At 62.2% G+C, this 25,212-nt stretch carries 27 protein-coding genes; 18 read left to right on the forward strand and 9 right to left on the reverse strand.

Features of this window, described 5'->3' with window-relative positions:
- Nucleotides 1-5: 5 nt before the first annotated feature.
- The 7 genes from ACYUCQ_RS10270 (at nt 6) to ACYUCQ_RS10300 (ending at nt 7,159) form a co-directional block, all read left to right on the forward strand.
- Nucleotides 6-1,703 carry a magnesium chelatase subunit D gene (locus ACYUCQ_RS10270; protein ID WP_460254434.1) on the forward strand — a complete coding sequence of 566 codons (1,698 nt, stop codon included), beginning with the start codon at nt 6-8 and terminating at the stop codon, nt 1,701-1,703.
- Nucleotides 1,700-2,644 (forward strand): alpha/beta fold hydrolase BchO, encoded by a 945-nt coding sequence (gene bchO, locus ACYUCQ_RS10275; RefSeq protein ID WP_460254435.1) that lies wholly within the window; start codon nt 1,700-1,702, stop codon nt 2,642-2,644. The genes ACYUCQ_RS10270 and bchO overlap by 4 nt, the downstream gene beginning before the upstream one ends.
- Complete coding sequence (locus ACYUCQ_RS10280; RefSeq protein WP_460254436.1) at nt 2,631-4,154, forward strand: phytoene desaturase; 1,524 nt, start codon at nt 2,631-2,633, stop codon at nt 4,152-4,154. The genes bchO and ACYUCQ_RS10280 overlap by 14 nt, the downstream gene beginning before the upstream one ends.
- The gene (locus tag ACYUCQ_RS10285; protein WP_460254437.1) at nt 4,141-5,169 is read left to right on the forward strand and encodes a phytoene/squalene synthase family protein; all 1,029 of its coding nucleotides are present in this window, start codon (nt 4,141-4,143) and stop codon (nt 5,167-5,169) included. The genes ACYUCQ_RS10280 and ACYUCQ_RS10285 overlap by 14 nt, the downstream gene beginning before the upstream one ends.
- A 21-nt stretch (nt 5,170-5,190) precedes the next feature.
- Complete coding sequence (locus ACYUCQ_RS10290) at nt 5,191-5,643, forward strand: hypothetical protein (protein WP_460254438.1); 453 nt, start codon at nt 5,191-5,193, stop codon at nt 5,641-5,643.
- 1 nt (nt 5,644) lies between these two features.
- Nucleotides 5,645-5,857, forward strand: a complete 213-nt coding sequence (locus tag ACYUCQ_RS10295) for a hypothetical protein (protein WP_460254439.1) — start codon at nt 5,645-5,647, stop codon at nt 5,855-5,857.
- A gap of 114 nt (nt 5,858-5,971) precedes the next feature.
- A complete protein-coding gene (locus ACYUCQ_RS10300) occupies nt 5,972-7,159 on the forward strand; it encodes a UbiH/UbiF/VisC/COQ6 family ubiquinone biosynthesis hydroxylase (RefSeq protein WP_460254440.1) in 1,188 nt (395 codons plus the stop codon).
- 93 nt (nt 7,160-7,252) lie between these two features.
- On the opposite strand, the gene ACYUCQ_RS10305 is transcribed toward ACYUCQ_RS10300, so the two are convergent.
- From ACYUCQ_RS10305 to ACYUCQ_RS10340, 8 genes are all read right to left on the reverse strand, one after another.
- Entirely contained in the window at nt 7,253-7,927 is a 675-nt protein-coding gene (locus ACYUCQ_RS10305; protein WP_460254441.1) for a COQ9 family protein, read from the reverse strand.
- Nucleotides 7,924-8,469: a peptide deformylase gene (gene def / locus ACYUCQ_RS10310; RefSeq protein WP_460254442.1), complete on the reverse strand. Its 546-nt coding sequence runs from the start codon at nt 8,467-8,469 to the stop codon at nt 7,924-7,926. The genes ACYUCQ_RS10305 and def overlap by 4 nt, the downstream gene beginning before the upstream one ends.
- Before the next feature lie 75 nt (nt 8,470-8,544).
- Entirely contained in the window at nt 8,545-9,936 is a 1,392-nt protein-coding gene (locus tag ACYUCQ_RS10315; protein ID WP_460254443.1) for an FAD-binding oxidoreductase, read from the reverse strand.
- Nucleotides 9,937-9,945: 9 nt separating this feature from the next.
- The gene (locus ACYUCQ_RS10320; RefSeq protein WP_460254444.1) at nt 9,946-10,854 is read right to left on the reverse strand and encodes a YihY/virulence factor BrkB family protein; all 909 of its coding nucleotides are present in this window, start codon (nt 10,852-10,854) and stop codon (nt 9,946-9,948) included.
- Between the two features lie 71 nt (nt 10,855-10,925).
- The gene (locus tag ACYUCQ_RS10325; RefSeq protein ID WP_460254445.1) at nt 10,926-11,762 is read right to left on the reverse strand and encodes an alpha/beta fold hydrolase; all 837 of its coding nucleotides are present in this window, start codon (nt 11,760-11,762) and stop codon (nt 10,926-10,928) included.
- 1 nt (nt 11,763) lies between these two features.
- A complete protein-coding gene (locus tag ACYUCQ_RS10330) occupies nt 11,764-13,062 on the reverse strand; it encodes a CaiB/BaiF CoA transferase family protein (protein WP_460254446.1) in 1,299 nt (432 codons plus the stop codon).
- 89 nt (nt 13,063-13,151) lie between these two features.
- Complete coding sequence (locus ACYUCQ_RS10335; RefSeq protein ID WP_460254447.1) at nt 13,152-13,433, reverse strand: hypothetical protein; 282 nt, start codon at nt 13,431-13,433, stop codon at nt 13,152-13,154.
- A gap of 177 nt (nt 13,434-13,610) precedes the next feature.
- Nucleotides 13,611-13,985, reverse strand: coding sequence for an FYDLN acid domain-containing protein (locus ACYUCQ_RS10340; RefSeq protein WP_460254448.1), 375 nt, complete (start codon nt 13,983-13,985; stop codon nt 13,611-13,613).
- Between the two features lie 53 nt (nt 13,986-14,038).
- Between ACYUCQ_RS10340 and aroA the strand changes: the two genes are divergently transcribed.
- From aroA to ACYUCQ_RS10360, 4 genes are all read left to right on the forward strand, one after another.
- Nucleotides 14,039-15,388, forward strand: a complete 1,350-nt coding sequence (gene aroA, locus ACYUCQ_RS10345; protein WP_460254449.1) for a 3-phosphoshikimate 1-carboxyvinyltransferase — start codon at nt 14,039-14,041, stop codon at nt 15,386-15,388.
- Nucleotides 15,385-16,029, forward strand: a complete 645-nt coding sequence (cmk, locus tag ACYUCQ_RS10350; RefSeq protein WP_460254450.1) for a (d)CMP kinase — start codon at nt 15,385-15,387, stop codon at nt 16,027-16,029. Before aroA ends, cmk begins: the two co-directional genes overlap by 4 nt.
- Before the next feature lie 86 nt (nt 16,030-16,115).
- A complete protein-coding gene (gene parE / locus ACYUCQ_RS10355; protein ID WP_460254451.1) occupies nt 16,116-18,077 on the forward strand; it encodes a DNA topoisomerase IV subunit B in 1,962 nt (653 codons plus the stop codon).
- Nucleotides 18,078-18,185: 108 nt separating this feature from the next.
- Nucleotides 18,186-18,881, forward strand: coding sequence for a 3-oxoacid CoA-transferase subunit A (locus ACYUCQ_RS10360; protein WP_460254452.1), 696 nt, complete (start codon nt 18,186-18,188; stop codon nt 18,879-18,881).
- Nucleotides 18,882-18,917: 36 nt separating this feature from the next.
- Here the strand turns inward: ACYUCQ_RS10360 and ACYUCQ_RS10365 are convergent, their stop codons facing one another.
- Nucleotides 18,918-19,583, reverse strand: coding sequence for an alpha/beta hydrolase (locus ACYUCQ_RS10365; protein ID WP_460254453.1), 666 nt, complete (start codon nt 19,581-19,583; stop codon nt 18,918-18,920).
- Nucleotides 19,584-20,013: 430 nt separating this feature from the next.
- Between ACYUCQ_RS10365 and cysE the strand changes: the two genes are divergently transcribed.
- The 7 genes from cysE to ACYUCQ_RS10400 all read left to right on the forward strand — a co-directional run bounded on the left by cysE (nt 20,014) and on the right by ACYUCQ_RS10400 (nt 25,200).
- A complete protein-coding gene (gene cysE / locus ACYUCQ_RS10370) occupies nt 20,014-20,754 on the forward strand; it encodes a serine O-acetyltransferase (protein ID WP_460254454.1) in 741 nt (246 codons plus the stop codon).
- The gene (locus ACYUCQ_RS10375; protein WP_460254455.1) at nt 20,666-21,889 is read left to right on the forward strand and encodes a cysteine desulfurase family protein; all 1,224 of its coding nucleotides are present in this window, start codon (nt 20,666-20,668) and stop codon (nt 21,887-21,889) included. Before cysE ends, ACYUCQ_RS10375 begins: the two co-directional genes overlap by 89 nt.
- Nucleotides 21,890-21,958: 69 nt before the next feature.
- Nucleotides 21,959-22,291, forward strand: coding sequence for a ferredoxin family 2Fe-2S iron-sulfur cluster binding protein (locus ACYUCQ_RS10380; RefSeq protein ID WP_460254456.1), 333 nt, complete (start codon nt 21,959-21,961; stop codon nt 22,289-22,291).
- Between the two features lie 24 nt (nt 22,292-22,315).
- A complete protein-coding gene (gene mnmA / locus ACYUCQ_RS10385; protein WP_460254457.1) occupies nt 22,316-23,353 on the forward strand; it encodes a tRNA 2-thiouridine(34) synthase MnmA in 1,038 nt (345 codons plus the stop codon).
- Between the two features lie 231 nt (nt 23,354-23,584).
- On the forward strand, nt 23,585-23,788 hold the full coding sequence (gene rpsU / locus ACYUCQ_RS10390) for a 30S ribosomal protein S21 (RefSeq protein ID WP_048880420.1): 204 nt from the start codon (nt 23,585-23,587) through the stop codon (nt 23,786-23,788).
- A 32-nt stretch (nt 23,789-23,820) separates the two neighbouring features.
- Nucleotides 23,821-24,453 (forward strand): 2OG-Fe(II) oxygenase, encoded by a 633-nt coding sequence (locus ACYUCQ_RS10395; RefSeq protein ID WP_460254458.1) that lies wholly within the window; start codon nt 23,821-23,823, stop codon nt 24,451-24,453.
- A 9-nt stretch (nt 24,454-24,462) separates the two neighbouring features.
- Nucleotides 24,463-25,200 (forward strand): glycosyltransferase family 2 protein, encoded by a 738-nt coding sequence (locus ACYUCQ_RS10400; protein WP_460254459.1) that lies wholly within the window; start codon nt 24,463-24,465, stop codon nt 25,198-25,200.
- Nucleotides 25,201-25,212 lie beyond the last annotated feature (12 nt).

The raw sequence follows: 25,212 nt of genomic DNA on the forward strand, positions 1-25,212 counted from the left end.
GCCCGATGAAACCCCCCTCGCCCCTCGCGTTATTGGCGGTCGACCCCCACGGGTTGGGCGGATTGCTGCTCCGTGGTTCATCGCACTCTGAATGCGAAGCGGTGTTCGATCAGGTGCGGGCGATGCTTCCCGCTGATGCGCCCTGGCGCCGACTGCCCGTGTCGATCACCGATGATCGGTTGCTCGGCGGGCTTGACCTTGCCGTTAGCCTGCAAACCGGGCGACGGATTTATGCGCCGGGCGTGCTCGCGCAGGCGGATGGCGGCGCAATTATACTCCCCATGGCCGAAAATTTGCCGGCGGATCGCGTGGCTAAATTACGCGCCGAATTTGACCGCGGCGCGTCTCGCTTTGCGATCATCGCCTGCGATCAGTCCCAGGATGAGGCTTCGCCCTTCTCCGCCGGGCTTGCGGACCGGTTGGCGTTTTGGTTGGATTTAAGCGATGATTTGACGATGCGCGCATCAAGCCGCCGGCGGATCACAGCGGCGCGGTTGCGCTTAGCCCATGTGGTGATCGATGCCGCCCTGCTCGATCAGTTCACGATCACCGCCTTGGCGTTAGGGATCGCCTCGCTCCGCGCGCCGATTTTAGCAGCCCGCGCCGCACGTGCGATCGCGGCACTCGCGGCTCGCAACAAGGTGTCCGCTGCCGATGCGCAGCGCGCAGCGCAACTCGTGCTTGCACCACGCGCCACCCGGCTTCCTGCCACGGATGCGCCAGCCGCTCCACCGCCAGAACCCCCGCAAGCCGCGCCGGAACCCGCCGATCGAAGCGATGATCAACCACCAGATGACCAGAGCACCCCGCAACCCTCGTCATCCAAGCCGTTGGAAGAGCTGATTTTGGAGGCAGCGATCGCAGCCATTCCGACCGATTTACTGGCGCGGCTGGCCGCGATGGCAACATCGCCCGCTCGGCAAGGGGGCGGCGCGGCATCCGGGCAATTCATGGGCAAGCGCGGTCGCCCGGTCGGGGTGCGGCCCGGTAAGCCGCGAACGGGTATTCGGCTTGCCGTGCTGGATACGCTGCGCGCCGCCGCCCCGTGGCAGGGCCTGCGCCGCCGCGACGATCCCGATGCGCGACCCGGCCCGATTGTGCGCGTGAGTGATTTTCGGGTCCGCAAATTCAAGGAGCCCACCCGCTCTGTCGCGATTGTTACGGTGGACGCTTCCGGCTCTTCCGCCCTGAACCGGCTGGCTGAGGCCAAAGGGGCGGTGCAATTATTGTTAGCCGAATGCTATGTCCGGCGTGATCAAGTCGCGCTGATCGCCTTTCGCAATCGCGCCGCCGAGATTTTACTGCCGCCGACCAGTGCGCTCGCGCGCGCCCGGCGCAGCCTCGCGGGCTTGCCAGGCGGCGGTGCAACGCCGCTGGCCTCCGGTATCGATGCCGCGCGACAAATGGCACTGGCCGAACGGCGGCGTGGCAAACGGCCGATGATCGTGCTGCTCACCGATGGCGGCGCGAATATCGACCGAGAGGGCCGGCAAGGTCGCAAACAAGCCATGGATGACGCCCTGGCGGCGGCGAGTGCTTGCGCGAGTGATCGTTTGACCACGTTAGTGATCGACACCGCACCGCGCCCCTCCGCATTGGCGGCGGATTTGGCCGGGCGGATGCATGCACGGCATTTCCCACTGCCTTTTGCCCATTCAGGCGCGTTGAGCGAGATTATTCGTGCCGAGCAGCGTGCGTCATGAGTGCGACCACCGCATCACGGTCGGTCACGCCGGACCCGGCCTTTCCCGATTGGGAGCATGATGGCGCTGATTGGCCCAATCGCAGCGCCAGCCGGTTTATCAAGGCCGGATCAATCCGGTTTCACGTGCAAATACTGGGCCAAGGCCCGACCATGTTGCTGCTCCACGGCACCGGTGCTGCGACCCATTCCTGGCGGGACTTAGCCCCCTTGCTAGCGGCACATTTTACCGTGATTGCCCCTGATTTGCCGGGTCATGGCTTTACCGAGCCGCTGCCCTGGTCACGCATGTCATTGCCGGGCATGGCGGGGGCGGTGGCATCCTTGTTAGGCGCGCTGGGCCATGATCCACCCGCCTTGGTGATCGGTCATTCGGCGGGTGCCGCCATTGCCGTGGAAATGGCGTTGGATGGCATGATCGCACCGCTTGGCATCGTGTCGCTCAACGGGGCGCTGCGCCGCTTCAAGGGTGTCGCTGGCCAGATTTTCTCGCCGCTAGCGAAACTCATGTCGCTAAACCCGCTGGTGCCGCGCCTGTTCGCCTGGCATGCGGCGGACCCGATGGTGATCGGGCGCCTATTGAACGGCACCGGCTCACGCATTGATCAGCGGGGGGCTGAACTCTATGGGCGCTTGGCCCGGCGCAGTGGCCATGCCGGGGCCGCACTCTCAATGATGGCCAATTGGGATCTCGACCGCGTTGAAGCCGATTTGCCCCGCTTGACGCCACGTTTATTGTTAGTCACCGGCGCTGAGGATCGCTCCATCCCGCCATCTGATGCCGCTTTGTTAGCCCGCCGGGTGGCAACCGCGAAGCATGTGCGCTTGCCAGGGCTTGGCCATCTGGCCCATGAGGAGCAACCGGCCATGATTGCGGCAATGATTGTTGAATTTGCCCAAACTCTTGGTGTGCTGAAAGCTAATTACGATGAACGCGATTAACCCGCCCGGCTTTGCCGATCCTCGTCCCCACGCGCTGGTGATTGGCGCCGGATTCGGCGGCCTTGCCGCCGCCATTCGGCTGGGGGCGCGCGGCTACCGGGTCACATTGTTAGAAAAACTCGATCAACCCGGTGGCCGAGCCAGCGTGTTCCGGCAAGATGGTTTTACCTTCGATGCCGGACCAACCATTATCACCGCGCCATTTCTGCTCGAAGAATTATGGCAACTCGCCGGCAAGCGTATGGCCGATGACGTAATATTGCGCGAAATATCGCCCTTTTACCGGATCCGGTTCAATGATGGCAGCCATCTCGATTGCTCATCGAGCCCCGCCGCCATGGCCGCCGAAATTGGCCGGATCGCGCCCGGTGATGTGGCGGGGTATCACCGCTTCCTCACGCTTACCGAGGAAATTTACCAAATCGGCTTTGAGAAATTGGGCCATGTGCCCTTTGGCGCCATGAGCGACATGGCGAAAATTTTGCCCGATTTATTGCGGCTGTCGGGTCACCGCAGTGTGTATGCGCTGGTCTCGCGCTATGTGCGTGATGAGCGGGTGCGCCAGGCGCTGAGCTTTCATCCGTTGTTAGTGGGCGGCAACCCGTTCAAGGTGAGCGCGATTTATGCCCTTATTTTGCATTTGGAGCGGCGTCATGGCGTGCATTTCGCGATGGGGGGTACCGGCGCCCTGGTTGATGGCTTGGCGCGGCTGATTGCGCATCAAGGCAATGTGCTGCGGCTGAACGCCGAAGTGCGCCGGATCCGCGTGCAAAACGGCGCGGCGTGCGGGGTTGAGTTGACCGATGGCAGTATGATCGACGCGGATTTGGTGATTTCGGACGCTGATGCCGCCTATACCTATCAAACCTTGCTATCCGAGCATCCGCGCAAACGCTGGACCGATCGGAAACTAACGCGATCACGGTATTCGATGGGGCTGTTCGTTTGGTATTTCGGCACGAACATGCAATATCATACCGTGCCTCATCACGCGATTATCATGGGGCCGCGCTATCGGGGTTTGCTTGAGGATATTTTCGAGCGAAAAATACTAGCCGATGATATGAGCCTGTATTTGCACCGCCCAACAGCGACCGATCCTGCCTTGGCCCCCGCCGGGTGCGATGCTTTTTATGCCTTATCGCCCGTGCCGCATTTGGGTGCGGCAATCGATTGGGCAGAGCGGGCGCAGGCCTATCAAACCTTGATGGCCGAGCGATTGGAGGCAACCATGCTCCCGGGCCTGCGCGATCATCTCGTGACCTCCATGGCGATGACGCCGGCCGATTTCGCGAGCCGCTATCGCTCGGTGCTCGGGGCCGGTTTCGGGCTGGAGCCGGTATTGACCCAAAGCGCCTGGTTCCGCCCGCATAATCGCAGCGAAGAGGTGAGAAATTTGTTTTTGGTGGGGGCGGGCACCCATCCCGGTGCCGGGGTGCCAGGCGTGTTATCGACCGCCCGGGTGTTGGATCAGTTGATTCCGGAGGCGGCGCATTATGTTCGAGCCTAATCACGATCATTTAGCCTGTGCGGCGTTGCTGCGCGGCGGCTCGCTCAGTTTTCACGCCGCCTGCCGGTTATTGCCGGCGACTTTGCGGCGCGATGTAGTGGCACTGTACGCATTTTGCCGGGTTGCTGATGATGAAGTGGATTTCAGCGCCCATAAAGCAGAAGCGGTGAAACAGCTCTCCGCACGGCTGGATCGCGCTTATGCCGGATCACCGATCGATGATCCGGTGGATCGTGAATTTGCGGCCCTGGTCGCTCGGCATGCGATTCCGCGCGCCCTGCCCGATGCGTTGATTGAGGGGCTGGTGTGGGATTCCGAGGCGCGGCGCTACCAGGATCGTTCTGCGTTGCGCGCCTATGCCGCGCGCGTGGCTGGTGCCGTTGGCGCCATGATGGCCTTGCTGATGGGAGTGCGCGACGCGCAGGCATTGGCGGCGGCGTGCGATTTGGGTGTTGCCATGCAATTGACCAATATCGCGCGCGACATCGGCGAGGATGCACGCGCGGGACGGCTCTATGTGCCGTTGGATGCGCTGATCGCCGCACGGCTTGATCCTGCGCGTTTCTTGGCAGCCCCAGAATTCAGCCCGGCCCTCGCCTCGGTCATTGCGGATTTGTTGGACGAGGCCGAGCATTTATACCAGCGCGGCTTTGCCGGTATCGCGGCCTTGCCGCTACGCTGCCGGCCCGCCATTGCGGCGGCTGGACTGATTTATCGCGAAATTGGCCGCGAACTTGCCCGATCGGGGTATGATTCGGTCACCCGCCGTGCGCGCGTCTCGGGGCGGCGCAAGGTCGCGCTGGCGTTGGGCGGCCTCGGATTGGCGCTCTGGCCCCAGCCCGCCACGGACGGCGCTCCCTTGCCCGAGACCGCGTTTTTGGTCGATGCGGTGGCCCTGCCCCGCACCGAGATGGCAGGGCCGGGCGTGCGACTTTTACTGCTGATTGAGAAGCTGGAGCGCGAAGATCGGCGCAAACGCGGCGAATCCGCTTGCATATCAGGCAATTTCGCGTGAACATCGCCAAAGGAGGTCAACATGCACGCTGTTGATGATGCGATTGGTGCGGCGATGTATATCGCCAGTGCCGCCCTGCTGTTTCATGGTATGCGCGCACGCCGGTTGCGCCGGATTGAAATGCTCGCCCCTGATTACGAGCCGATGAGCCCGATGATGTTTGCCGCCGGTGAGATCATGCGGCCAATTCTGCAAATCTGCCTCGGCTACGCCGCCATCAAAACCGGGTTGATGTATTACATGCTCGGCGGTCCGAAGCTGATGCCGCTTTATGATTTCCTTGGCCTGCCCGTTTTTCTGGTGGCCTATGGCATTTGGCTGACCTTGAAACTCAAGCCGTTTGCCGAGCCAAAATCGGATCGGGATGCGCCCGCGCCCAAGCCGCGCCCGGCGCTGCCCCCCGAACTCATCCCCCAAACCATGGCGCCGACGCGTTCGCTTGACCCGGTGCGCTCGCTTGAATTAACCGATTAGCATGTTGGCCCTGATCGGCCATTACGCCACGTTTCTGGAATGGGCGATGGGCGATGTGTTGGTCATCGGCTTTGCTATTTGGCAAATCATCTCGGTGCGGCGCAGCCTGCGCCAGGATCGCGCGCGCGACGCCATCGCGCAGCGATCCGAAGCATCGGAAGCGGCAAAAACGGCCCCCACCCAACCCGCCGACTCGCACAATTCGCATCATTGACCCCGATCAAATCAGGCGGCGCGGATTGCGCATCACGGGCTGAACCCAACATGCGTTGGGCCGGGGCGAAATCAGCGCTATGACTCGGGCCAGGCGGCAAAGGGGCATGATGGCATGAAAACGGAAATGGTGGATGTTGCGGTGATTGGCGCGGGTCCAGTGGGAGCGGCGCTAGCATGCCGCTTAGCCAATGAAGGCCGCTCAGTGCTATTGGTGGATCGGGCCGCTTTGCCACCGATGGAGCATCCGGATTTCGATGGCCGCGCCTACGCCATCGCGTATGGTTCGCGCCCCTTGCTGGATACGGCAGGATTATGGGATCGGCTCGCGTTCGCCCCCTGCCCGATTGAACAAATTCGCGTCTCGGATGGCAAACCAGGGCGGCCCGCATCGCCGCTGCATTTGCATTTCGATCATCGCGCGGTCGGCGAGAACCCGTTCGGCTGGATTGTCGAAGCGCGGGCCTTGCGCGTTGCGATCAACGCGCAGTTACGCGCCGATCCACGCATCATCCTGCGCGCCCCGGCGGATGCGGCCGTGACCCGCAGCGCCGAGGAGGCGATCATTACCATCGCGGGTGATACGACCTATCGGGCGCGGCTGGTGGTGGCCGCCGATGGCCGGGGCAGTCAGTTACGCGCCCAAGCGGGCATCGCCGTCACCCGCTTTGCCTATCGGCAAAGTGCGGTGGTGTGCGCCTTGGCGCATGAACGGGCGCATCAGAATGTAGCACTCGAACATTTTTTGCCCGGCGGCCCGTTCGCACAATTACCGATGACCGGGATCGAGGGAGCGCCGCATGTTTCCGCCATCGTGTTCACCGAAGGACACGCCATCGCTGATCGATTGGCGGTGATGGATGATGCGCGCTTTACCGCCGAGGTTGCCCGCCGGTTAGGCCCGCATCTCGGCGCGGTGCGGCTGATTGGCAAACGCTGGACCTATCGGCTCAGCGCCTTGCATGCGCATCGCTACACTGCGCCGCGCCTCGCTCTGGTGGGCGATGCCGCCCACGGCATTCACCCGATTGCCGGGCAGGGTTTGAATTTGGGGCTGCGGGATGCGATGGCGCTGGCTGCCTTGATCGATCAGTGCGATGATCCCGGCGCACCCGATTTGTTGCAGCGCTACCAGCGCGCCCGGCGACCCGATAATTTGCTGATGCTCGCCGCAACCGATGGGCTAGACCGGCTATTCTCCACCGATTTGCCCCCGGTGCGGCTCGCACGGGATTTGGGCCTCGCCGCGGTTAATCGGATGCCGCGCCTGAAGCGGGCTTTTATGCGGGCGGCGATGGGTTAGATCAATATTGGTTTAGGTCGAATCAACAGATTCGAGCTAAACCGATGAAATTGATCGGCAAATAAAGGCTGGAGCGTGATTGATGATAAGCAATCACGCTCCAGTCCCGGCAAACCGTCCCAAAAACCGGCCTGGCAGGCGCGGCGCGAACCCTTCGATCCGTTTGCGCATTTTGCCAATTTGCGCGACGTTGTTGAGGCGGCGATCAAGAAACGCAATCGTATCCTGATCATCCTCTGAAACATCGCGCAGCCAAAACAGCACGGTGCTGGAATAGACCCCGGCCAGCAAAGCCCGTTTGGTATACCAAGCGAAATCGGCGGACCGATCACCGGCAGCGAACCAAATTTGATCGACCGTGCGGGCGGTGAGTTTGGCGGCGAGGCGCGCATGCTGCGGCAAGGCCAACAATGCCAAGGCGCGGCGCAGCGCCTCTTTGTGCGGGCGCACCAACTCAAACCGAATGGTGATGATCGCGCGCACCCGCCCCGGCGTGCGATAGGCAGCAAGGTCCGCCGCCATGGCCTCGGTCAACATCGCCCGGTCGGTCATGGCGGACCACAGCTCGATCATTTCGGCGGCGCCGCTGGGAAATAAAATGGGCGCATCCGCCGGATCGCGCCCCAAATCGGCCAAAGCCCGACGCACAGCCCGCAGGGTCCAGCCATCAAAGGCGATATGATCGAGCATGGCGGTGAGAATTGTTTCGCGATCGGTATCGGCCATGGGATCAAAAACCGGCGCGGATGTGGGATCGGTTGCGGTCATAACAGCTCCTCGATCGCCGGGCGGTGCCGGCTAATTTCCTCGTTAAAGCCCAACGCCCGTGGGTCCGCCAAGCGGGCGAGATACACAATACCATCCAAATGATCCGCCTCATGCTGGATCACCCGCGCATGAAACCCGGTGGCCGGGCGGGTGAAATAAGCGCCGGTCTCATCCTGCCCGCGCAGCACGATACGCGCAGGCCTGCGCACTTTGCCGGTGAGGCCGGGGATCGAGAGGCATCCTTCCCAATCATCCGCCGTCTCCGCCGAGGCTTCGATAATTTCGGGATTGATCACCACGCTCAGCGCTTGCGCGCTATCCTCCGGCGCACCGCTCGCCCGGTGCTCGGGTACCCGATAAATGAACAGGCGCAGCGATTGATGCACCTGCGGCGCGGCCAACCCAACACCGCCCGCATCATCGAGCGTCTCAATCATATCGGCGATCAGCCGTTGGATTGCGGGATCAGTGGCATCGGCAACCGGCGCGGCGCGGCGCGCCAGCACCGGATGACCCAATTTGGTGAGTTTCAGAATCGCCATGACTGCATTATGGGCGCGCATCGCGGGAATGCAAACGCATCCGGCGCAGCGCCGCTCACCAAGCCGCGCATTTGCTCAATAATCGCCGGAAGGTGGATCGAGGAAAATTTTTCCCGGATTGAGAATACCGCGCGGATCGAGTGCGGTCTTGATCGCCCGCATCATCGCGAGGGCCGGTGCACCATGTTCACGGTGTAAAAACTCGCGCTTGCCCAAACCCACCCCGTGCTCACCGCTCGCAGCCCCCCCGAGATCCAGCGCCTGCGCAACAATGTCACGATCCAGCGCCCAGGCCCGCGCCGCCGCCTCTGGCGTGTCGGGAAATAAAATCATCACATGAAAATTGCCGTCCCCCACATGGCCAACCACACAAGCATCCAACCCGGAGCGGGCAACCGCCGCATCGGCTTGCGCAATTGCCTCGGCCAGGCGCGAGATGGGCACGATCGTGTCGGTGGTGAACACCGCATAGCCAGGGCGCGATGCCCGCGCCGCCCAAAATGCGTCATGCCTGGCCTGCCAAAGCCGGTTGCGATCCTCAGCCGCCGTCGCAACGGCAAAAGCCGCACCGCCATGCCCGGTGGTGATCGCTTCGGCCTGCTGCGCCTGCTCCGCGACACTCGCGGCACTGCCATGGAATTCGAATAACAGCGTCGGCAACGCTTGCAGCCCGGTCAGTTTGGAGTAGGCGATTGAGGCCGCCATTTGTGCGGCATCAACAAACTCGATCCGCGCAACCGGAATACCCGATTGAATAATTTCAATAACGCTGGACACCGCCCCCGCGACATTGGTGAACTGGCAGATTGCCGCCCCGGTTGCCTCGGGAATCCCGAACAGGCGGAGTTGAATTTCGGTGATAATGCCAAGCGTACCCTCCGAGCCGATCAGCAGCCGGGTCAGATCATAGCCGGTCGAGGATTTGCGCACCCGCCCGCCAGTATCGACAATCGTGCCATCGGCAAGCACCGCGCGCAGCCCGAGCACATTCTCGCGCATGGTGCCATAGCGCACCGCATTGGTGCCGGAGGCGCGCGTGGCGCACATGCCGCCAATGGTGGAATCCGCCCCCGGATCGACCGGGAAAAACAAACCGTGATCGCGTAATGCGCCATTGAGCTGCCGGCGCGTCACGCCCGCCTGCACACGGACATCCAAATCCGCATCATGCACCGCCAAAATCTGGTTCATCTGGCTCAAATCAAGGCTGATGCCGCCTTGCACCGGCGTGACATGCCCCTCGAGCGAGGTGCCAGCGCCAAACGCGGTGACCGGGATGTGATGCGCGTGACAATGTCTGAGCAGCGCTGCCACTTCCTCGGTCGAGTGTGCAAACACCACCGCATCAGGCTGATGCGCCGCCGGATTGGCCTCGCCATGGGCATGGGTGGCACAATGGGCGGGATGCTGGCTGAACCGATCACCGAAGAGCTGCGTGAACGCCTGGATCGCCTGATCTTGGAGCATGGGATTAACCTAACCGAGCGGTGCCGCGCTGTCATCCGTTCCATCCAATGGGACCCCGGTGACGAGCCGGGCGCGCTCGACCGCCGCATTGAGCTGGGCGCCAAACAGCAAGGCATAGGCCGTCAGATAAAACCACATCATCAACCCAATAATCGTCGCGAGCGGGCCATAGGTTTGGCTGTAAGCGGCGAACCGCCCCACATAGAGCGCGAACACATAAGACATCACCATCCACAGAATGATGGCCACCACCGCACCCGGCACCACCGCATGACCGTCGGCCAGCCGAAATGACGGCCCAAACCGATATAATAAACTCAGCGCCAGCGCCATGAACAAGGTCAACATGATAAAGCCGAGCAGCACCACCAGATTGCCCGAATCAGCCCCCAACCCCAGCAAATTGAACAGCAGCGGCAGCACCACCAACACGCCGATTGCCAAAATCGCGCCAATCATGGCGAGCAATGTCATGCCCAGCGCTGTGGCCTGAAACCGCACGAACCCGCGCGTCTCCTCACGCCGATGGATCAGGTTCAAGGCGTAAATTAATGATTTGGTGCCCGATGAGGACGAATACAGCGTAAAAGCCAACGACACGGCGAGGCCGATGCCAAGACTGGTATTGCCCGCCGAGACCAAATGCTTAATTCGCCCGGCGATCAACAAATAGGCGGTATCAGGCATGAATCGCTGCAAATAATGCAATTGCGGGGCCACGGATTGCGGATCGAACACCAACCCATAAAGCGAAATCACCGTGGTCAGCGCCGGAAACAAGGCCAGCGTCGCATAAAAAGCGCAACCCGCCGCCGCGAGTGACATATCGCCCGACATCAGCGCCATGATCGCCCCCGTGACCACCCGGCGCCAACGCAGCTCTTTGACACCCAAACGACGCGGCGGCTTCCCGCTCATTGGATCAATGTTGGTTCAGGCTGAATCAACCGATCCGAACTCAACCAATGAAATTGATCGGCAATCACGCTCTAGCCGTCCAGAAACCGGCGGATTGCGGCAATAGTCGGGGCATCCATCAAGGCGGGTGCGTGCCCGCAATCGGCCACCGTCAATGTTTGCGCGCCCGCCTGCGCCATGCGCGCGAACGTCGCCTCGGTCAGCAAATCGCTGGATTCGCCGCGAATGGCCAGCACCGGGGCGCGCACCCGATCCCAAAACACGCTCAAATCGGCATCGACCGGAATGCTCGCCTTGATCGGCGTTGCAATCGCCGGATCATAATGCAGCGCAAAACCGCCACCGTTCAACTTGCGCGCCGAAAAACGCGCCAAATGCCGCCATTGCGCATCGCTCAATCGGCCAAAAGGCGCATGGATCATGCGCAAATGCGCCTCCAGCGCGCCAAGATCAGCAAAAACCTCTGGCCCGCCGCCGATATAATCGCGAATCCGCGCCAAGGCCGCCGCCGGGATCAACGGGCCAATATCATTCAGCACCAGCTTGGTGATCGGCGTCTGCGCCGCCGCCGCTACCATCATGCCGCAAATGCCACCCAGCGAGGTGCCGACCCAGGCGACATTCTTGTTGATATAGGCCAATAAATGGCTGAGTGCGGCGACATAACTCGCCGGCTGGTACAATGCCGCATCGGGCAACCAATCCGACGCGCCGCGCCCCGGCAAATCCGGGCAAATCACATGATAGCGATCCGCCAAAGCTTCCGCTAACGGATCAAAATCACGGCCATTGCGGGTCAATCCATGCACGCACAGCACCGAAGGTGCAGCCGGGTTGCCGAATTCGACGAAGGCCAACCGATGAAACTGGGTGCCTAGCAAATAAGAAATCGCCCCTGGCCTGGCCATCTCAGATCACACCCTGCGCCCGCAAATCCGCTTGCTGTGCGGCATCAAGATCGAGCAAGCGGCTCAAAACCTCCTCGGTATCCGCACCCAGCCGGGGCGGGGCGCGCCGGTACGATACGGGGGAGGCGGATAAGCGCACCGGATTGGCGATCAACGACACATCTTCGCCGCCAGCCTCCATCTGGATCACCCCGCCGCGCGCTGCCACATGGGGATCGGCGAAAACCTCGCTCAGCGTATTGATCGGCCCGCAACCGATTTTTTGGATCTCCAACTGCGCAAGCCACCAGGCGCTCGGCTGCGCGGCGAGCACCGGCGCCAAGGTTGCAGTGACCAACTCGCGATGCGCCACGCGCGCCGCGTTGGTCGCGAATCGTTCATCATCGAGCAACGACTCCAGGCCAAAAGCCCGGCAAAACCGCGCAAAAGTCGGGTCGTTGCCAATCGACAGCACGATATGCCCATCCGCCGTTGCAAACACCTGATACGGCACGATGTTCGGATGCTGATTGCCGAGCCGCTGCGGATTTTTGCCGGTGGCCAAAAAATTCATCGCCTGATTGGCAAGCCAAGCCAAATTGGCATCAAGCATGCCAATATCGATATGCTGCCCCTCACCCGTTGCATCGCGATGACGCAACGCCGCCAGCACCCCAATCGCCCCATACAGACCCGCGAACAAATCAGCGATTGGCACGCCAACCTTCATCGGCTCGCCATCCGGCACGCCGGTCAGCGACATGATGCCGCCCATGCCCTGCACCAAACTGTCATACCCAGGGCGCGCCGCATAAGGCCCGGTTTGGCCAAAGCCGGTGATCGAGGCGTAGATCAAGCCGGGATGCGCGATCCGCAGCTGCTCATAACCCAACCCGTAGCGCGCGAGCGCCCCCACCTTGAAATTCTCGACCAGAATATCGCACTGGCCCAGCAAATCATGGATTAAACGCTGGCCCGCCGCACTGGCGATATCCACCGTGACCGATAATTTATTGCGATTGGTGCCGGCAAAATAAGCCGAAAGCCCAGTATCGCCCAAAGTCGGCGGAGCGAAACCCCTGGTGTCATCACCCGCGCCAGGCTTTTCGATCTTGATCACCTCGGCCCCCAGATCACCCAGCATTTGCGTGCAAGTCGGCCCCGCCAGAACCCGGGTGAGGTCCAGCACCCGCACGCCAGCGAGCGGCCCGCCGGTTGGCGCTTGTGGCCCCGGATTGGCGTCCGAACGTCTTGTGTCACCGCGCCGGATCGGGGCGGTTTGCTCAAGGTTCGCAGGATGTCCGGTATCGTGTTGCTGCATGTCGCTCCCGTCTGGTCCGCTGGCCGGATGCGCCGCCCATTGCAGCCACCCGGTCTAGGGTTCCAGTTGAATCGCGAACATCTCCGCCGTCAAGCCGAACCGCCGATTGGTGCCGCCAAGCGCCGCCGCGTGGGCTGCCGGGTGTGCCGCCGCAGCGTCGGCCGATTCTCGCAAATCCGCAGCGCCAAGCGCAATAAATCGCCAGCGACCGGGCGCAACCCAGCCTGATCGGCGTCCTGCGCCAACGTCATGAGCTGATCGCTCAACATCAAGGGACTGATCACGCGGGGCGACGGCACCGCGCCCGCATTTCCCATTTTCATTCCCGTGTCGCCCAAAGACCTCGCTTCGGTCAAAAAATTGCTTGTCATGACATGCCCCTTTTGGTTCGGCCCTTTTGGCCAAGTCCGACCATGCGCAACAATCATGAGGATTTGGTTAACATCGCCAAAAAAATTTCGAAATTTTTGGCGATGCACGGTGAGCGACGCGCAAGCCGAGCCGCTCAGTCCAACATCGAGTCGTCGAACGGCAAAATCCGTTCGGTATTAGCGTTCGGCGTCTTCGCCGTCGCGTTCAACCTCGATATCGGCGTCGATCACCGCATCATCATCGATGTCTTCCGCGTCTTCGAGCAAATCTGCGTCATCGGCATCAACATCATCATCGATTTCCACATCATCGCCCGGTGCCACCGCGGCTTTGATCGGTTTTTTTACATCCTCTTGGATCGGCGCGGCCCGCTTCAGCTTCGGCAGCTCAATGGGCTGCTCAGTGCTGCATTTTGGGCACACCGCCGGTTGCTTTCCGAAATCGAAAAACCGTGCACCGCAGTTGGTGCAGGTATGTTTGTCGCCCAGCTCCGGCTTAACCATGCTTGCCTCGTGGAAATTTGGAACAGATCGCTTCAGGCCGGGCGCCATGCCACCCATCCATGACTATGTCAAACCCGGCCCAACGTGCTAATCGCGCGGCGATGACCCAACGCGCCCCGATCCCCGCCCAAGCTCGTCCCGCAACCGCCGGTTTGACCGGCAAAATCCGCGTGCCCGGCGACAAATCAATATCGCACCGCGCGCTGATGTTTGCCGCCCTCGCGGTGGGCACCAGCCGGATCACCGGGCTGTTGGAGGGGGAGGATGTGTTGCGCACCGCCGCCGCCATGCGCGCTCTGGGCGCCACCGTGACCAACCATGGCGTCGGCGTTTGGAGCGTGACCGGGCTTGGCCTCGGTGCCTTGCAAACGCCCGATGATGTGCTCGACATGGGTAATTCCGGCACGGCGGCGCGCCTGCTCTGCGGTGTGCTGGCCAGCCATGATCTGTTCGCGGTGATGACCGGCGATGCCTCGCTCCGCCGCCGCCCGATGCGCCGGGTGATTGAGCCCCTGGCCGCCAGTGGAGCGGTGTTCGCCGCGCGCCCCGGCGATTTATTGCCGCTATCGGTCAAAGGCGCCGCCGAGGCGATGCCACTGACCTATCGCTTGCCCGTGGCATCCGCCCAGGTCAAATCGGCTTTGCTGCTCGCCGGGCTGAATGCCCGCGGCATCACCAGCATCGAAGAGCCGGAACCCACGCGCGATCATTCGGAGAACATGCTCCGCCATTTCGGCGCACATCTGACCATCGAGCCACGCGGCGATGGCCGCCTGATCCGCCTCACCGGCCAGCCTGAGCTCACCGCCGCCGACATCGCGGTTCCTGGCGATCCGTCCTCGGCGGCGTTTCCCATTGTTGCCGCCTCGCTGATTGCTGGATCGCGCATCACTATCGAAGCCGTTGGTCTCAACCCGCTGCGCACCGGCCTGTTCACCACGCTGCAGGAAATGGGCGCGGATCTGTCGTTCAGCCATCATCGGATCGAAGGCGGCGAACCCGTGGGCGACATCACGGTCACCGCCTCGGCGTTGCGTGGCGTGGATGTGCCGGCGGACCGCGCGCCGTCGATGATCGATGAATATCCAATACTCGCCATCGCCTGCGCCGGTGCCGCCGGCCCCTCGCGGCTGCGCGGCCTTGGTGAATTGCGGGTAAAGGAGAGTGACCGCCTGTCAGCCACGCTCGCGCTGCTGCAGGCCAATGGCGCGGCGGTCAGTCTGGAGGGTGATGATCTGATCATCACCGGCAGCGTTAATAGGCTGGGCGGTGGCGTGGTGGAGACCCGCATGGATCATCGCTTGGCGATGAGCGCGCTGGTGCTCGGTCTGGCGGCGGATGCGCCGGTGCAGATCGATGATGTGCGCTTTATCGAGACCAGCTTCCCTGGTTTCGTGCCGCTGATGCGCGGCTTGGGCGCGACCATCACGCTGGCTGACGAGGTGGCATGATGCGCAGCGCCCCGCAAAAACTGGTGATCGCCATCGATGGTCCCGCCGCCTCCGGCAAAGGCACGCTCGCACGCCGCCTCGCCCGAGCGTTCAACCTGCCCTATCTGGATACCGGCCTGCTCTATCGCGCCGTGGCCCGCCGGGTGTTGGATGCTGGCGGCACGGCGGCGCAAGATGCCATCGCGCAGGCACAATCGCTCAATCGGGTTGATTTGACGCGCGATGATCTGCGCACCCCGGATGTTGACCGCATGGCCAGTGCCGTTGCCTCCATCGCTGCGGTGCGCGCCATTTTGCTCGATTTTCAGCGTGATTTCGCCACCGCCTCCGGTGCGGTGCTGGATGGGCGCGATATTGGCACTATTGTGTTTCCCGACGCGCCGGTGAAGCTCTATGTCACCGCCTCGCTCGATGTGCGGGCGGCCCGGCGCTACGCCGAACGCGCCGCCACCGGCATCGCGACCACGCTGGAGGCGGTGCGCGATGATCTCGCCGCCCGCGACGAGGCCGATCGCACCCGCGCCGCAGCGCCGCTGAAGCCAGCACCAGACGCGCACCGGCTGGACACCACCGCGATGGACGCCGATCATGCGTTCGAGGCAGCGGCGGCGATTGTGAATCGCACCCTCGCGCATTTATAACCGCTGCGTCGTCGTTGTGCGGGCGGGTGTGCCGAGCTGTTGGGTTTGCCGGGCTGTTGGGTCAAATAGATGAAATCGAGGATAGCGTGAGCGATTTATTTGCGAAAACCGGGCCGGAGCAAAGCTATTCCGCGCGCGATATCGAGGTTTTGGAAGGGCTGGAGCCGGTGCGGCGCCGCCCCGGCATGTATATCGGCGGCACCGATCAGTCCGCCTTGCATCATCTGGCCGCCGAATTGCTCGACAACGCAATGGATGAGGCGGTGGCGGGCCATGCGTCCCTGATCGAAATGAGCCTGAGCGCGGATAATTGGCTGACGGTTCGCGATAATGGGCGCGGCATCCCGGTTGATGCCCACCCCAAATTCAAAGACAAATCAGCGCTCGAAGTCATTCTCACCACCTTGCATTCGGGCGGCAAATTTTCCGGCAAAGCCTACGAAACCTCGGGCGGGCTGCATGGTGTCGGCAGTTCCGTGGTCAATGCGCTGGCCGAGCGACTCGAAGTCGAAGTGGCGCGTGACCGTGTGCTGTGGCGCCAGGATTATGCGCGCGGCAAACCGCTCGGCCCGCTGGTCAATGCCGGCGCCGTGGCCAATCGGCGCGGCACCTTGTTTCGCTTCGTGCCCGATCCTGAAATTTTCGGGCCGCTGCGCTTCAGCCCCGCTTTGCTCTACCGGCTATGCCGCTCGAAAGCCTATTTGTTTCGTGGCGTGCGGATCCGCTGGAGCTGCGATCCGGCGATCCTGCCCCCCGGCTCGGATATTCCCGCCCAAGCCGAACTGCATTTCCCCGGCGGTCTGGCCGATTCACTGGCCGAGGAGCTGGGTGCCAACCCGGCCTTGGTGGTGCCGGTATGGGCCGGATCGGCGGATTTGCCTGAGCAAGCCGGCAAGCTGGAATGGGCATGCGCCTGGCAGGAGAGCGGCGAAGCCAGCCTCGCCACCTATTGCAACACCATCCCGACCCCGCAGGGCGGCACCCATGAAGCAGGGTTTCGGGCGGGCCTGCTCAAAGCGTTGCGCGGCTTTGGCGATGCGCGCGGCAATAAACGCGCCGCCATCATCACCTCCGAAGATGTTACCGCGACCCTCGCCGCCAAACTCTCGCTGTTCATCCGTGACCCGCAATTCCAAGGCCAGACCAAAGAAAAACTGACCTCGCCCGCCGCCCAGCGCCTGACCGAATTTGCGCTGCGCGATCGGTTCGAACATTTTCTAACCGGTGATCCGGCGAATGCGGATAATCTGCTCGCCTTCGTGATCGAACGGGCGGAGGAGCGGATCCGCCGCCGCGAAGCCAAAGATACCCCACGCAAATCGGCAACCCGCCGCCTGCGCCTGCCTGGCAAATTGACCGATTGCACCCGTGAATCGCGCGAGGATACTGAGATTTTCCTGGTCGAAGGCGATTCCGCCGGTGGGTCGGCCAAGCAGGCGCGCAACCGCGAAACCCAGGCGGTGCTGCCCCTGCGCGGCAAAATCCTCAACGTCGCTTCGGCCTCCACCGAAAAGCTGCGGCAAAATCAGGAACTCAAAGACCTGATCGAGGCGCTGGGCTGCGGCGTTGGCGATCGGTTTCGCCTCGATCAGCTACGCTATGGCCGGATCATCATCATGACCGATGCCGATGTCGATGGCGCACATATCGCCTCGCTGCTGATGACATTTTTCTATCGCGAACTGCCTGAGCTGATCCGTGGCGGGCATGTCTATCTAGCGCAACCGCCGCTCTATCGGCTGACCCAGGGCAGCAAATCGGTCTATGCGATGGACGATCAGGCCCGAGACCGCTTGCTGAAAACCACCTTCAAAGGCAGCGCCAAGGTTGATATCAGCCGGTTCAAAGGCTTGGGCGAAATGCCGCCCGCGATGCTGAAGGAAACCACCATGGACCCGGCCAAACGCGTGCTGCTGCGCGTTGTCGCCCTGCCTGAGCGGCGCGCGCAGACCGAGGAAATGGTCGAAAGCCTGATGGGGCGCAAACCTGAATTGCGCTTCCGCTTCATCCAGGAGAATGCCGGCAATGTCAGCGACATCGATATCTGACGCCCCCACCTGCCCGGTTCCGGTGCCCAGTCCCGACACCATCAGTCCCGACACCATCAGTCCCGACACCACCAGTCCCGACACCACCAGTCCCGACACCAAGTTCCGATGATCGATAAATTCGTCCCCTCGCTGGAAGCCGCTTTGGCGGGGATCACCGATGGCGCCAGCATCATGGTCGGCGGCTTTGGTGCCATTGGCCAACCCCATCGTCTGGTCGATGCGCTCAGTGGTCGCGGGCTGCGCAACCTGACGCTGATTGCCAATAATGCCGGGGGTGATTTTGGCGGTCTGCCCGCTTTGATCGCCGAAGGGGCGGTGACCAAAGTCATTTGCTCTTATCCCCGCGCTCCCACCAAAACCGCGTTTGATCGCCTCTATGCGGCGGGCGAAATTGAGCTTGAGCTGGTGCCGCAAGGCACGCTGGCCGAGCGGATTCGCGCCGCCGGTGCCGGTATTCCCGCGTTTTTCACCCCGACCGGGGCAGACACCGCACTGGCCGAGGGCAAAGAAACCCGGATCATTCACAATCGTCTTTGCGTGCTGGAATCGGCCCTGAGTGCCGATTTTGCGCTGATCGAGGCTTGGTCAGCCGATCGCTGGGGCAACCTGACCTATCGCGCGACCGGGCGCAATTTCAACCCGATCATGGCAACCGCTGGCACCATCACCATCGCCCAAATTCATCAGCGCGTTGAACTCGGCGCGCTCAGCCCGGAGACGATCGTCACACCCGGCCTCTATGTTCAGCGGCTGTTTCTCACCGATGAGACGGACGAAAGCCCCACAGATCAAACGGCATAATCCGATCTGTGGGGCGCGTCATGAGCGAAAATCCGCTTAATCGGCAGCGAGCGCCATGTGCTTGCGGGCAATTTCGGCGCTGACATACGATTCCACCGCCTCGGCGATCAAATCGGCCTGCTGGGCGAACACGTGATCAGCACCCGGCACCACCCGATAATCAACCGCAACGCCCTTTTGGGTGTTCAGCTTATCGACCAGCTTGCGCACCGAATTTTCCGGCACCAGCTCATCGGCCTCGCCATGGATCATCAACCCGCCGCACGGGCATGGTGCTAGAAACCCGAAATCATAATGCGCCGCCGGCGGTGCGATGCTGATCCAGCCCGACACTTCTGGGCGCCGCATCAAAAGCTGCATGCCCACAAACGCGCCGAACGAATAGCCAGCAATCCAGAGGCCGCCATGGCCCGGATTGAGCGACTGCATCCAATCCAACGCCGCCGCCGCATCATTAATCTCGCCCATGCCGCCATCGAACTTACCCTGGCTGCGCCCGACCCCACGGAAATTGAACCGCATGGTCGAAAAGCCCAAGCGCTGAAAGACCTGATACATCGAATAGGTAATGCGGTTATTCATCGTCCCGCCATGCAGCGGGTGCGGGTGCAGCACCAGCGCCAACGGCGCGCCGCGCTCTTTTGCATGATGATAACGACCCTCGAGCCGACCATCCGGCCCCGCGAACATAACTTCAGGCATTGTTCTCTACACTCTCTCGTTCTGCTTCATCTAAGCCCTGCGGGCGGCGCCGTTGGCGGCACCGCACCCCATCCAACATCAGCGAAATTTACCCTGGCACTGTCCCCACAGCCCCTTCACCTTGTTGACCATAACCGGCCAGGCCCGCGCGCCTCAGCACGCCCCGCCCCGCCGTCACAAACCTGACTTATATATAGGACCGTCGCCGGTGATCTATATAAAATATATTCACAATGCAGGAGACGCCGCCGGATAATGCCAGATCGCCGAAAAATCGCGCCCGGCACCGCAAAATCCGCATCGACTCACCCGCCGCCTCGGGTTGACCTTCACCCCAACAGACACCACACTCATTGGCTACCGAGCGGACATTCCCCTCGGGGTCTGGCTTTATACCCTATTGACCGCTCCATTCCTACGGAAATGTCGCATGACCCCTATGTTTTTTGGCGAGACGATCCGAGCCTACCGGCAGCGCGACCCCGCCGCCCGCTCCAATTTGGAAGTCATTCTCTGCTATCCCGGATTGCATGCAGTGCTGATCCATCGGGTCGCTCACTATCTCTGGGGTCATCATTTGCGGCTGCTCGGGCGCGTCGTGTCGCATTTTGGCCGGATGCTGACCGGCATCGAAATCCATCCCGGTGCCAAAATTGGTCGGCGCTGCATCATTGATCACGGCATGGGCGTGGTGATTGGCGAAACTGCAGAACTGGGCGATGATGTCTATTTATATCATCAAGTAACGCTGGGCGGCACCGCGACCGATCATGGCAAGCGCCACCCCACCATTGGCAATAATGTCATTATCGGTGCCGGTGCGAAGGTGCTGGGTGCGATTCTGATCGGCGAAAATGCGCGGATCGGCGCCAATGCGGTGGTGGTGGCCGAGGTTCCAGCCGGAACCACCGTGGTCGGTATTCCGGCCCGCCCGGTCGAGCGGCGTGATGAGCCGCGCATTGCCAATGAGCGCGAAAAAGTCCGGTTCGATCCGTACGGCACCCCTTGTGACCCGTGTATCGACCCGCTGCTGAGTGAAATCGAAACGCTGCGCGCCGAACTGACTGATCTGGAGCAGCGCGTTGCCCGGTCTGATGCGCGCATCGCGGCACGAACAGCGCCGCGCGATCCGGTCACGTCCAGCCCGCGAGACGGTTTTGCCCGCGACTGATCCGCTTTATCTCGACGCCAACGCCAGCGAAACGCTGCGCCCCGCCGCTCGCGCCGCCATCCTTGCCGCCCTTGATGCCGCCAACCCGGCCTCGATCCATCGCCTAGGCCGCGCGGCGCGGCATATTTTGGAAAAATCGCGCGAAACCATCGCCCTGCATTGCCGCGCCCGCCCACAGGATTTGGTGTTCACCTCCGGTGCCACCGAGGCGAACGCTCTCGCCATCCACGCGCTCGGCGCCCATCGCCCCATCCTGGTCGGCGCCACCGAGCATGACGCGATCCGCGCCCCCGCCCAAGCCACGGGCCGGGCGGTCATTGTGCCGGTCATCCGATCTGGCGTGATCGATCTCGCGGCACTTGAGCGTTTGCTCGCCGCACATCAAAGTGCCTTGGTATGCTTGATGGAAGCCAACAACGAAACCGGCGTAATCCACCCGATCCCCGCAATCGCTGCACTCTGCGCGGCACATCAGGCGATCTTGCATGTTGATGCCGCACAATCGGCGGGCCGCCTGCGCACCGATCCGCTCGGCGCAGGTGCCGCGAGTCTCGCGCTATCGAGCCACAAACTCGGCGGCCCAAAGGGCGCCGGCGCGCTGGTGCTGGCCCCGTCCATCGCCGATCAGCTAACCCCGCTCATCATTGGCGGCGGGCAGGAGCGTGGTCGGCGTGGTGGCACCCCCGATCTGCCCGCCATTGCCGGATTTGCCGCCGCGATCGCTGCGATCGGGCCTGAGGAACCACATCGGCTGCAAAGGCTGCGCGACCAGATCGAAGAGGGTGCGCGCGCCCTCGGCGCCGATATTATCGGGCAAGACGCGCCGCGCCTGCCCAACACCACCTGCCTCGCAGTGCGGACACTCGCCGCACAAACCCAAGTGATTGCGCTGGATCTGGCCGGAATCGCGGTTTCCGCCGGTTCCGCTTGCTCGTCGGGCAAGGTCGCCCGCAGCCCGGTGCTCGATGCCATGGGCCTCGATGCGCTGGCCGGCTGCGCCATTCGCGTCTCGCTGCCGTGGAATTGTCCGGACGACGCGCCGGCGCGTTTCCTTGATGCCTACCAAAATTCAATCACCCGCGCCTTGCACAAAGCGGATCGGTCTCATATTGCCTCAGCAGAACCGGTCGTTTGACGCGCCCGGTCGCGTTTGTTGCCCCCATTGATCGCCGCGCAACCGGCACCCACCCACAGGATACCGACCATGCCACAGATGATTTTTGTCGAGCGCGATGGCTCGCACCGCACCGTTGACGCCCCAATCGGCCTGTCCGTGCTGGAAATCGCCCATAAACACGGCGTGGACATCGAAGGCGCGTGCGAGGGTTCGCTGGCCTGCTCGACCTGCCATGTCATCGTCGATCCGGCATGGTTCGCCAAGCTTGAGCGCGCCTCCGAAGATGAGGAAGACATGCTCGATCTTGCTTTCGGCCTCGAAAAAACCTCACGGCTGGGCTGCCAAATCGTCATGAGTGAGGCGCTCGATGGATTGGTGGTGCGCCTGCCCTCCGGCGTGCGCAACGCCCAGTCCGGCTGAGATGGCCGCGCCAGGAATGCTGCGATGAGAGTAGTGGTTGCCATGTCCGGCGGCGTGGATAGCTCGCTGGTCGCTGGCCTGCTGCATGAGGCTGGCCATGAGGTGATCGGCGTGACGCTGCAGCTTTATGATCACGGCGCCGCCTCAGGCCGGAAGGGGGCTTGCTGCGCCGGGCAGGATATTCATGACGCCCGCAACGTCGCGGACCGGCTGGGCATTGCCCATTATGTCATCGATTCCGAGCAGGCGTTTCGCCGCAACGTGATCCAGGCTTTTGCCGATTCATACGCCGCCGGGCAAACCCCGGTGCCCTGCGTGGCCTGCAACCAGCATCTGAAATTCGGCGACCTGCTCGGCCTCGCCCGCGATCTGGGTGCCGAAGCCCTGGCCACCGGCCATTATGTCCGCCGCGAAGACGGACCCACCGGCCCAGAGCTGCATCGCGCCGTCGATGATGCGCGTGATCAATCCTGGTTCCTGTTCGCCACCACCCGGTCGCAGCTTGAATTCGCCCGTTTTCCCCTTGGCACGATGGCCAGCAAAGCCGAGGTGCGCGCAGAAGCCGCCCGCATGGGCCTGCCGGTGGCCGAAAAGGCCGACAGCCAGGATATTTGCTTCGTGCCCTCCGGCTCTTATGCCGATATCGTCGCACGGCTACGGCCAGACGCGGCAGAGCCGGGCGATATTGTCGATGCCGAGGGCCGCGTGCTGGATCGGCATCAGGGTATTGGCCGCTACACGGTGGGTCAGGCCAAGCGCCTCGGCGCTGCAACCGGGCAGATCGTCACGCGCATCGATCCGGCGACGCGGCGAATTGAAGTTGGCCCGCGCCATACCGGCGCGCAAAAAATTCTCCTCCGCGACTGCAATTGGCTGATCGACAGCCCGGCCGAACCGCACCCGGCGATGGTGAAATTGCGCGCCCGCGAAGCGCCGCACCCGGCCTTGATCGATTTTGCCACCGGCACCGTCACGCTCGAGCAGCCCGCGCTCGCCGCGCCCGGACAGGCCTGCGTGGTCTATGATGGCACCCGCGTGCTCGGCGGTGGCTTTATCCAGTGAGGAAAAAATCCCACAGCTCGGCAAAACCTGCCGCGTTGTTCAGCCTTAACCATTTGCACGGCAGAAAATCTTGCTATAGAGCGGAGCAAGAATCAGGTCGCGATGCCGCCTCCGGCTGTGTCGCGCCGTTTGTTGTGTGGTTTTAACGGTTTCGTTCATCCAGCAGAACCGTTTCGTGCGTGCCGACTATCGATGTTCATCTCAACTGGCTAGCAAGGAGTATTCAGCCAAGTGCAAGTTCTCGTTCGTGACAACAATGTCGATCAAGCGCTGAAGGCGCTCAAAAAGAAACTGCAACGCGAAGGCGTGTTTCGGGAAATGAAGCTGCGGCGTCATTACGAAAAACCGTCTGAGCGCCGCGCCCGCGAAGCCGCTGAGGCCGTCCGCCGGGCTCGTAAAATGGAGCGCAAGCGCGTCGAACGCGAAGGATTCTGAACGGCGCGACGCAGCCCTTGAGGGTTTCGATCATGGATATGCTCGATCTCGATCGCTTTAAATCCACGCCCATCGCCACCGACCCGTTCCCGCATGTGGTGGTGCCCAATTTCGTGCGCCCCGAATGGCTCACAGCCGTCGTCAGCGCCATCCCGCCGATTGGCGCGCGTGGCTCCGTGCCGGTCGAAGCGTTGCGCTTCGGCCCGGCTGCTGCTGACCTGATGGCGTCGATGGCGGGCCACGCCATGCGCGAGGCGATTGCCGAAAAATTCGCACTCGATTTGCATGATGCGCCGGTGATGGTCACGGTGCGCGGGCAAACCGGCGCCCGCGATGGCCAAATCCATTGCGACTCGGCAGCCAAACGCGTGACCATCCTGCTCTATCTCAACCCGGCGGATGCCGCCTGGGACCGGCAGGAAGGCTGTCTGCGGCTGTTGCGCGGCCCGAATAATCTTGAGGATTTCGCGGTCGAAGTGCCGCCGGTCAATGGCACATTGCTGGTGTTTCCCAATGGCCCCAACACGTGGCACGGCCATAAAACCTTCATTGGCAAGCGTATCACCGTGCAAATGAATTACATGACCGATGACGCCCACGCGAAATATGAAATGCGGCGCCACCGGGTTTCCGCCTTTTTCAAACGACTGAGCCGGGCTGCCTGATCTGCTATGATGGCGGGTCAGCGTATCGCCGTGGTGCTCCCCGCCTATAATGCCGCCAAAACCCTGGCGCGCACCATCGAGGATATTGATCGTGATATCGTCGATGACCTGATCCTCACCGATGATGCGAGCCACGATGATACCGTGTCCCTCGCCCGCGCCCTTGGCCTGCATACCATCGTGCATGAGCGCAATCGCGGCTATGGCGGCAATCAAAAAACCTGCTACCAGGCCGCCCTCGGGCGCGGTGCCGACATCGTGGTGATGCTGCATCCTGATTATCAATATTCGCCGAAATTGATCCCCGCGATGGCAGCGATGATTGTCTCGGGTCATTATGATGCGGTGCTGGGGTCGCGAATTCTCGGCGGCGGCGCGCTCAAAGGCGGCATGCCGCTCTGGAAATATATCGCCAATCGCGGGCTGACTTTCGTTGAAAATATCCTGCTTGGGCAAAAACTCTCCGAATACCATACCGGCTACCGCGCCTGGTCGCGCCGGGTGCTGGAGCAATTGCCGTTGGCGCGCTGCTCGGATGATTTCGTGTTCGATAATCAAATGATCGCCCAAGCGGTGCATGCCGGGTTTCAAATCGGCGAAATATCCTGCCCCACCCGCTATTTTGACGATGCCTCCTCGATCAATTTCCGCCGCTCGGTGCAATATGGCTTCGGTGTGCTCGACACTGCCGCCCGGTTTCGCCTGGCGCGGGCGGGCTTGATCGCTTGGCCGGTGCTCGGCCCGTAATGCCCTCCTGGC

This window comes from Acidiphilium sp. MT5 (assembly GCF_054767495.1).

What these genes read in the sequence shown, in the direction of transcription:
- ACYUCQ_RS10270 (WP_460254434.1), top strand. Translation starts at nt 6, where the DNA reads ATGAAACCCCCCTCGCCCCTCGCGTTATTGGCGGTCGACCCCCACGGG.
- bchO (WP_460254435.1), top strand. Translation starts at nt 1,700, where the DNA reads ATGAGTGCGACCACCGCATCACGGTCGGTCACGCCGGACCCGGCCTTT.
- ACYUCQ_RS10280 (WP_460254436.1), top strand. Translation starts at nt 2,631, where the DNA reads ATGAACGCGATTAACCCGCCCGGCTTTGCCGATCCTCGTCCCCACGCG.
- ACYUCQ_RS10285 (WP_460254437.1), top strand. Translation starts at nt 4,141, where the DNA reads ATGTTCGAGCCTAATCACGATCATTTAGCCTGTGCGGCGTTGCTGCGC.
- ACYUCQ_RS10290 (WP_460254438.1), top strand. Translation starts at nt 5,191, where the DNA reads ATGCACGCTGTTGATGATGCGATTGGTGCGGCGATGTATATCGCCAGT.
- ACYUCQ_RS10295 (WP_460254439.1), top strand. Translation starts at nt 5,645, where the DNA reads ATGTTGGCCCTGATCGGCCATTACGCCACGTTTCTGGAATGGGCGATG.
- ACYUCQ_RS10300 (WP_460254440.1), top strand. Translation starts at nt 5,972, where the DNA reads ATGAAAACGGAAATGGTGGATGTTGCGGTGATTGGCGCGGGTCCAGTG.
- ACYUCQ_RS10305 (WP_460254441.1), bottom strand. Translation starts at nt 7,927, where the DNA reads ATGACCGCAACCGATCCCACATCCGCGCCGGTTTTTGATCCCATGGCC.
- def (WP_460254442.1), bottom strand. Translation starts at nt 8,469, where the DNA reads ATGGCGATTCTGAAACTCACCAAATTGGGTCATCCGGTGCTGGCGCGC.
- ACYUCQ_RS10315 (WP_460254443.1), bottom strand. Translation starts at nt 9,936, where the DNA reads ATGCTCCAAGATCAGGCGATCCAGGCGTTCACGCAGCTCTTCGGTGAT.
- ACYUCQ_RS10320 (WP_460254444.1), bottom strand. Translation starts at nt 10,854, where the DNA reads ATGAGCGGGAAGCCGCCGCGTCGTTTGGGTGTCAAAGAGCTGCGTTGG.
- ACYUCQ_RS10325 (WP_460254445.1), bottom strand. Translation starts at nt 11,762, where the DNA reads ATGGCCAGGCCAGGGGCGATTTCTTATTTGCTAGGCACCCAGTTTCAT.
- ACYUCQ_RS10330 (WP_460254446.1), bottom strand. Translation starts at nt 13,062, where the DNA reads ATGCAGCAACACGATACCGGACATCCTGCGAACCTTGAGCAAACCGCC.
- ACYUCQ_RS10335 (WP_460254447.1), bottom strand. Translation starts at nt 13,433, where the DNA reads ATGACAAGCAATTTTTTGACCGAAGCGAGGTCTTTGGGCGACACGGGA.
- ACYUCQ_RS10340 (WP_460254448.1), bottom strand. Translation starts at nt 13,985, where the DNA reads ATGGCGCCCGGCCTGAAGCGATCTGTTCCAAATTTCCACGAGGCAAGC.
- aroA (WP_460254449.1), top strand. Translation starts at nt 14,039, where the DNA reads ATGACCCAACGCGCCCCGATCCCCGCCCAAGCTCGTCCCGCAACCGCC.
- cmk (WP_460254450.1), top strand. Translation starts at nt 15,385, where the DNA reads ATGATGCGCAGCGCCCCGCAAAAACTGGTGATCGCCATCGATGGTCCC.
- ACYUCQ_RS10360 (WP_460254452.1), top strand. Translation starts at nt 18,186, where the DNA reads ATGATCGATAAATTCGTCCCCTCGCTGGAAGCCGCTTTGGCGGGGATC.
- ACYUCQ_RS10365 (WP_460254453.1), bottom strand. Translation starts at nt 19,583, where the DNA reads ATGCCTGAAGTTATGTTCGCGGGGCCGGATGGTCGGCTCGAGGGTCGT.
- cysE (WP_460254454.1), top strand. Translation starts at nt 20,014, where the DNA reads ATGACCCCTATGTTTTTTGGCGAGACGATCCGAGCCTACCGGCAGCGC.
- ACYUCQ_RS10380 (WP_460254456.1), top strand. Translation starts at nt 21,959, where the DNA reads ATGCCACAGATGATTTTTGTCGAGCGCGATGGCTCGCACCGCACCGTT.
- mnmA (WP_460254457.1), top strand. Translation starts at nt 22,316, where the DNA reads ATGAGAGTAGTGGTTGCCATGTCCGGCGGCGTGGATAGCTCGCTGGTC.
- ACYUCQ_RS10395 (WP_460254458.1), top strand. Translation starts at nt 23,821, where the DNA reads ATGGATATGCTCGATCTCGATCGCTTTAAATCCACGCCCATCGCCACC.
- ACYUCQ_RS10400 (WP_460254459.1), top strand. Translation starts at nt 24,463, where the DNA reads ATGGCGGGTCAGCGTATCGCCGTGGTGCTCCCCGCCTATAATGCCGCC.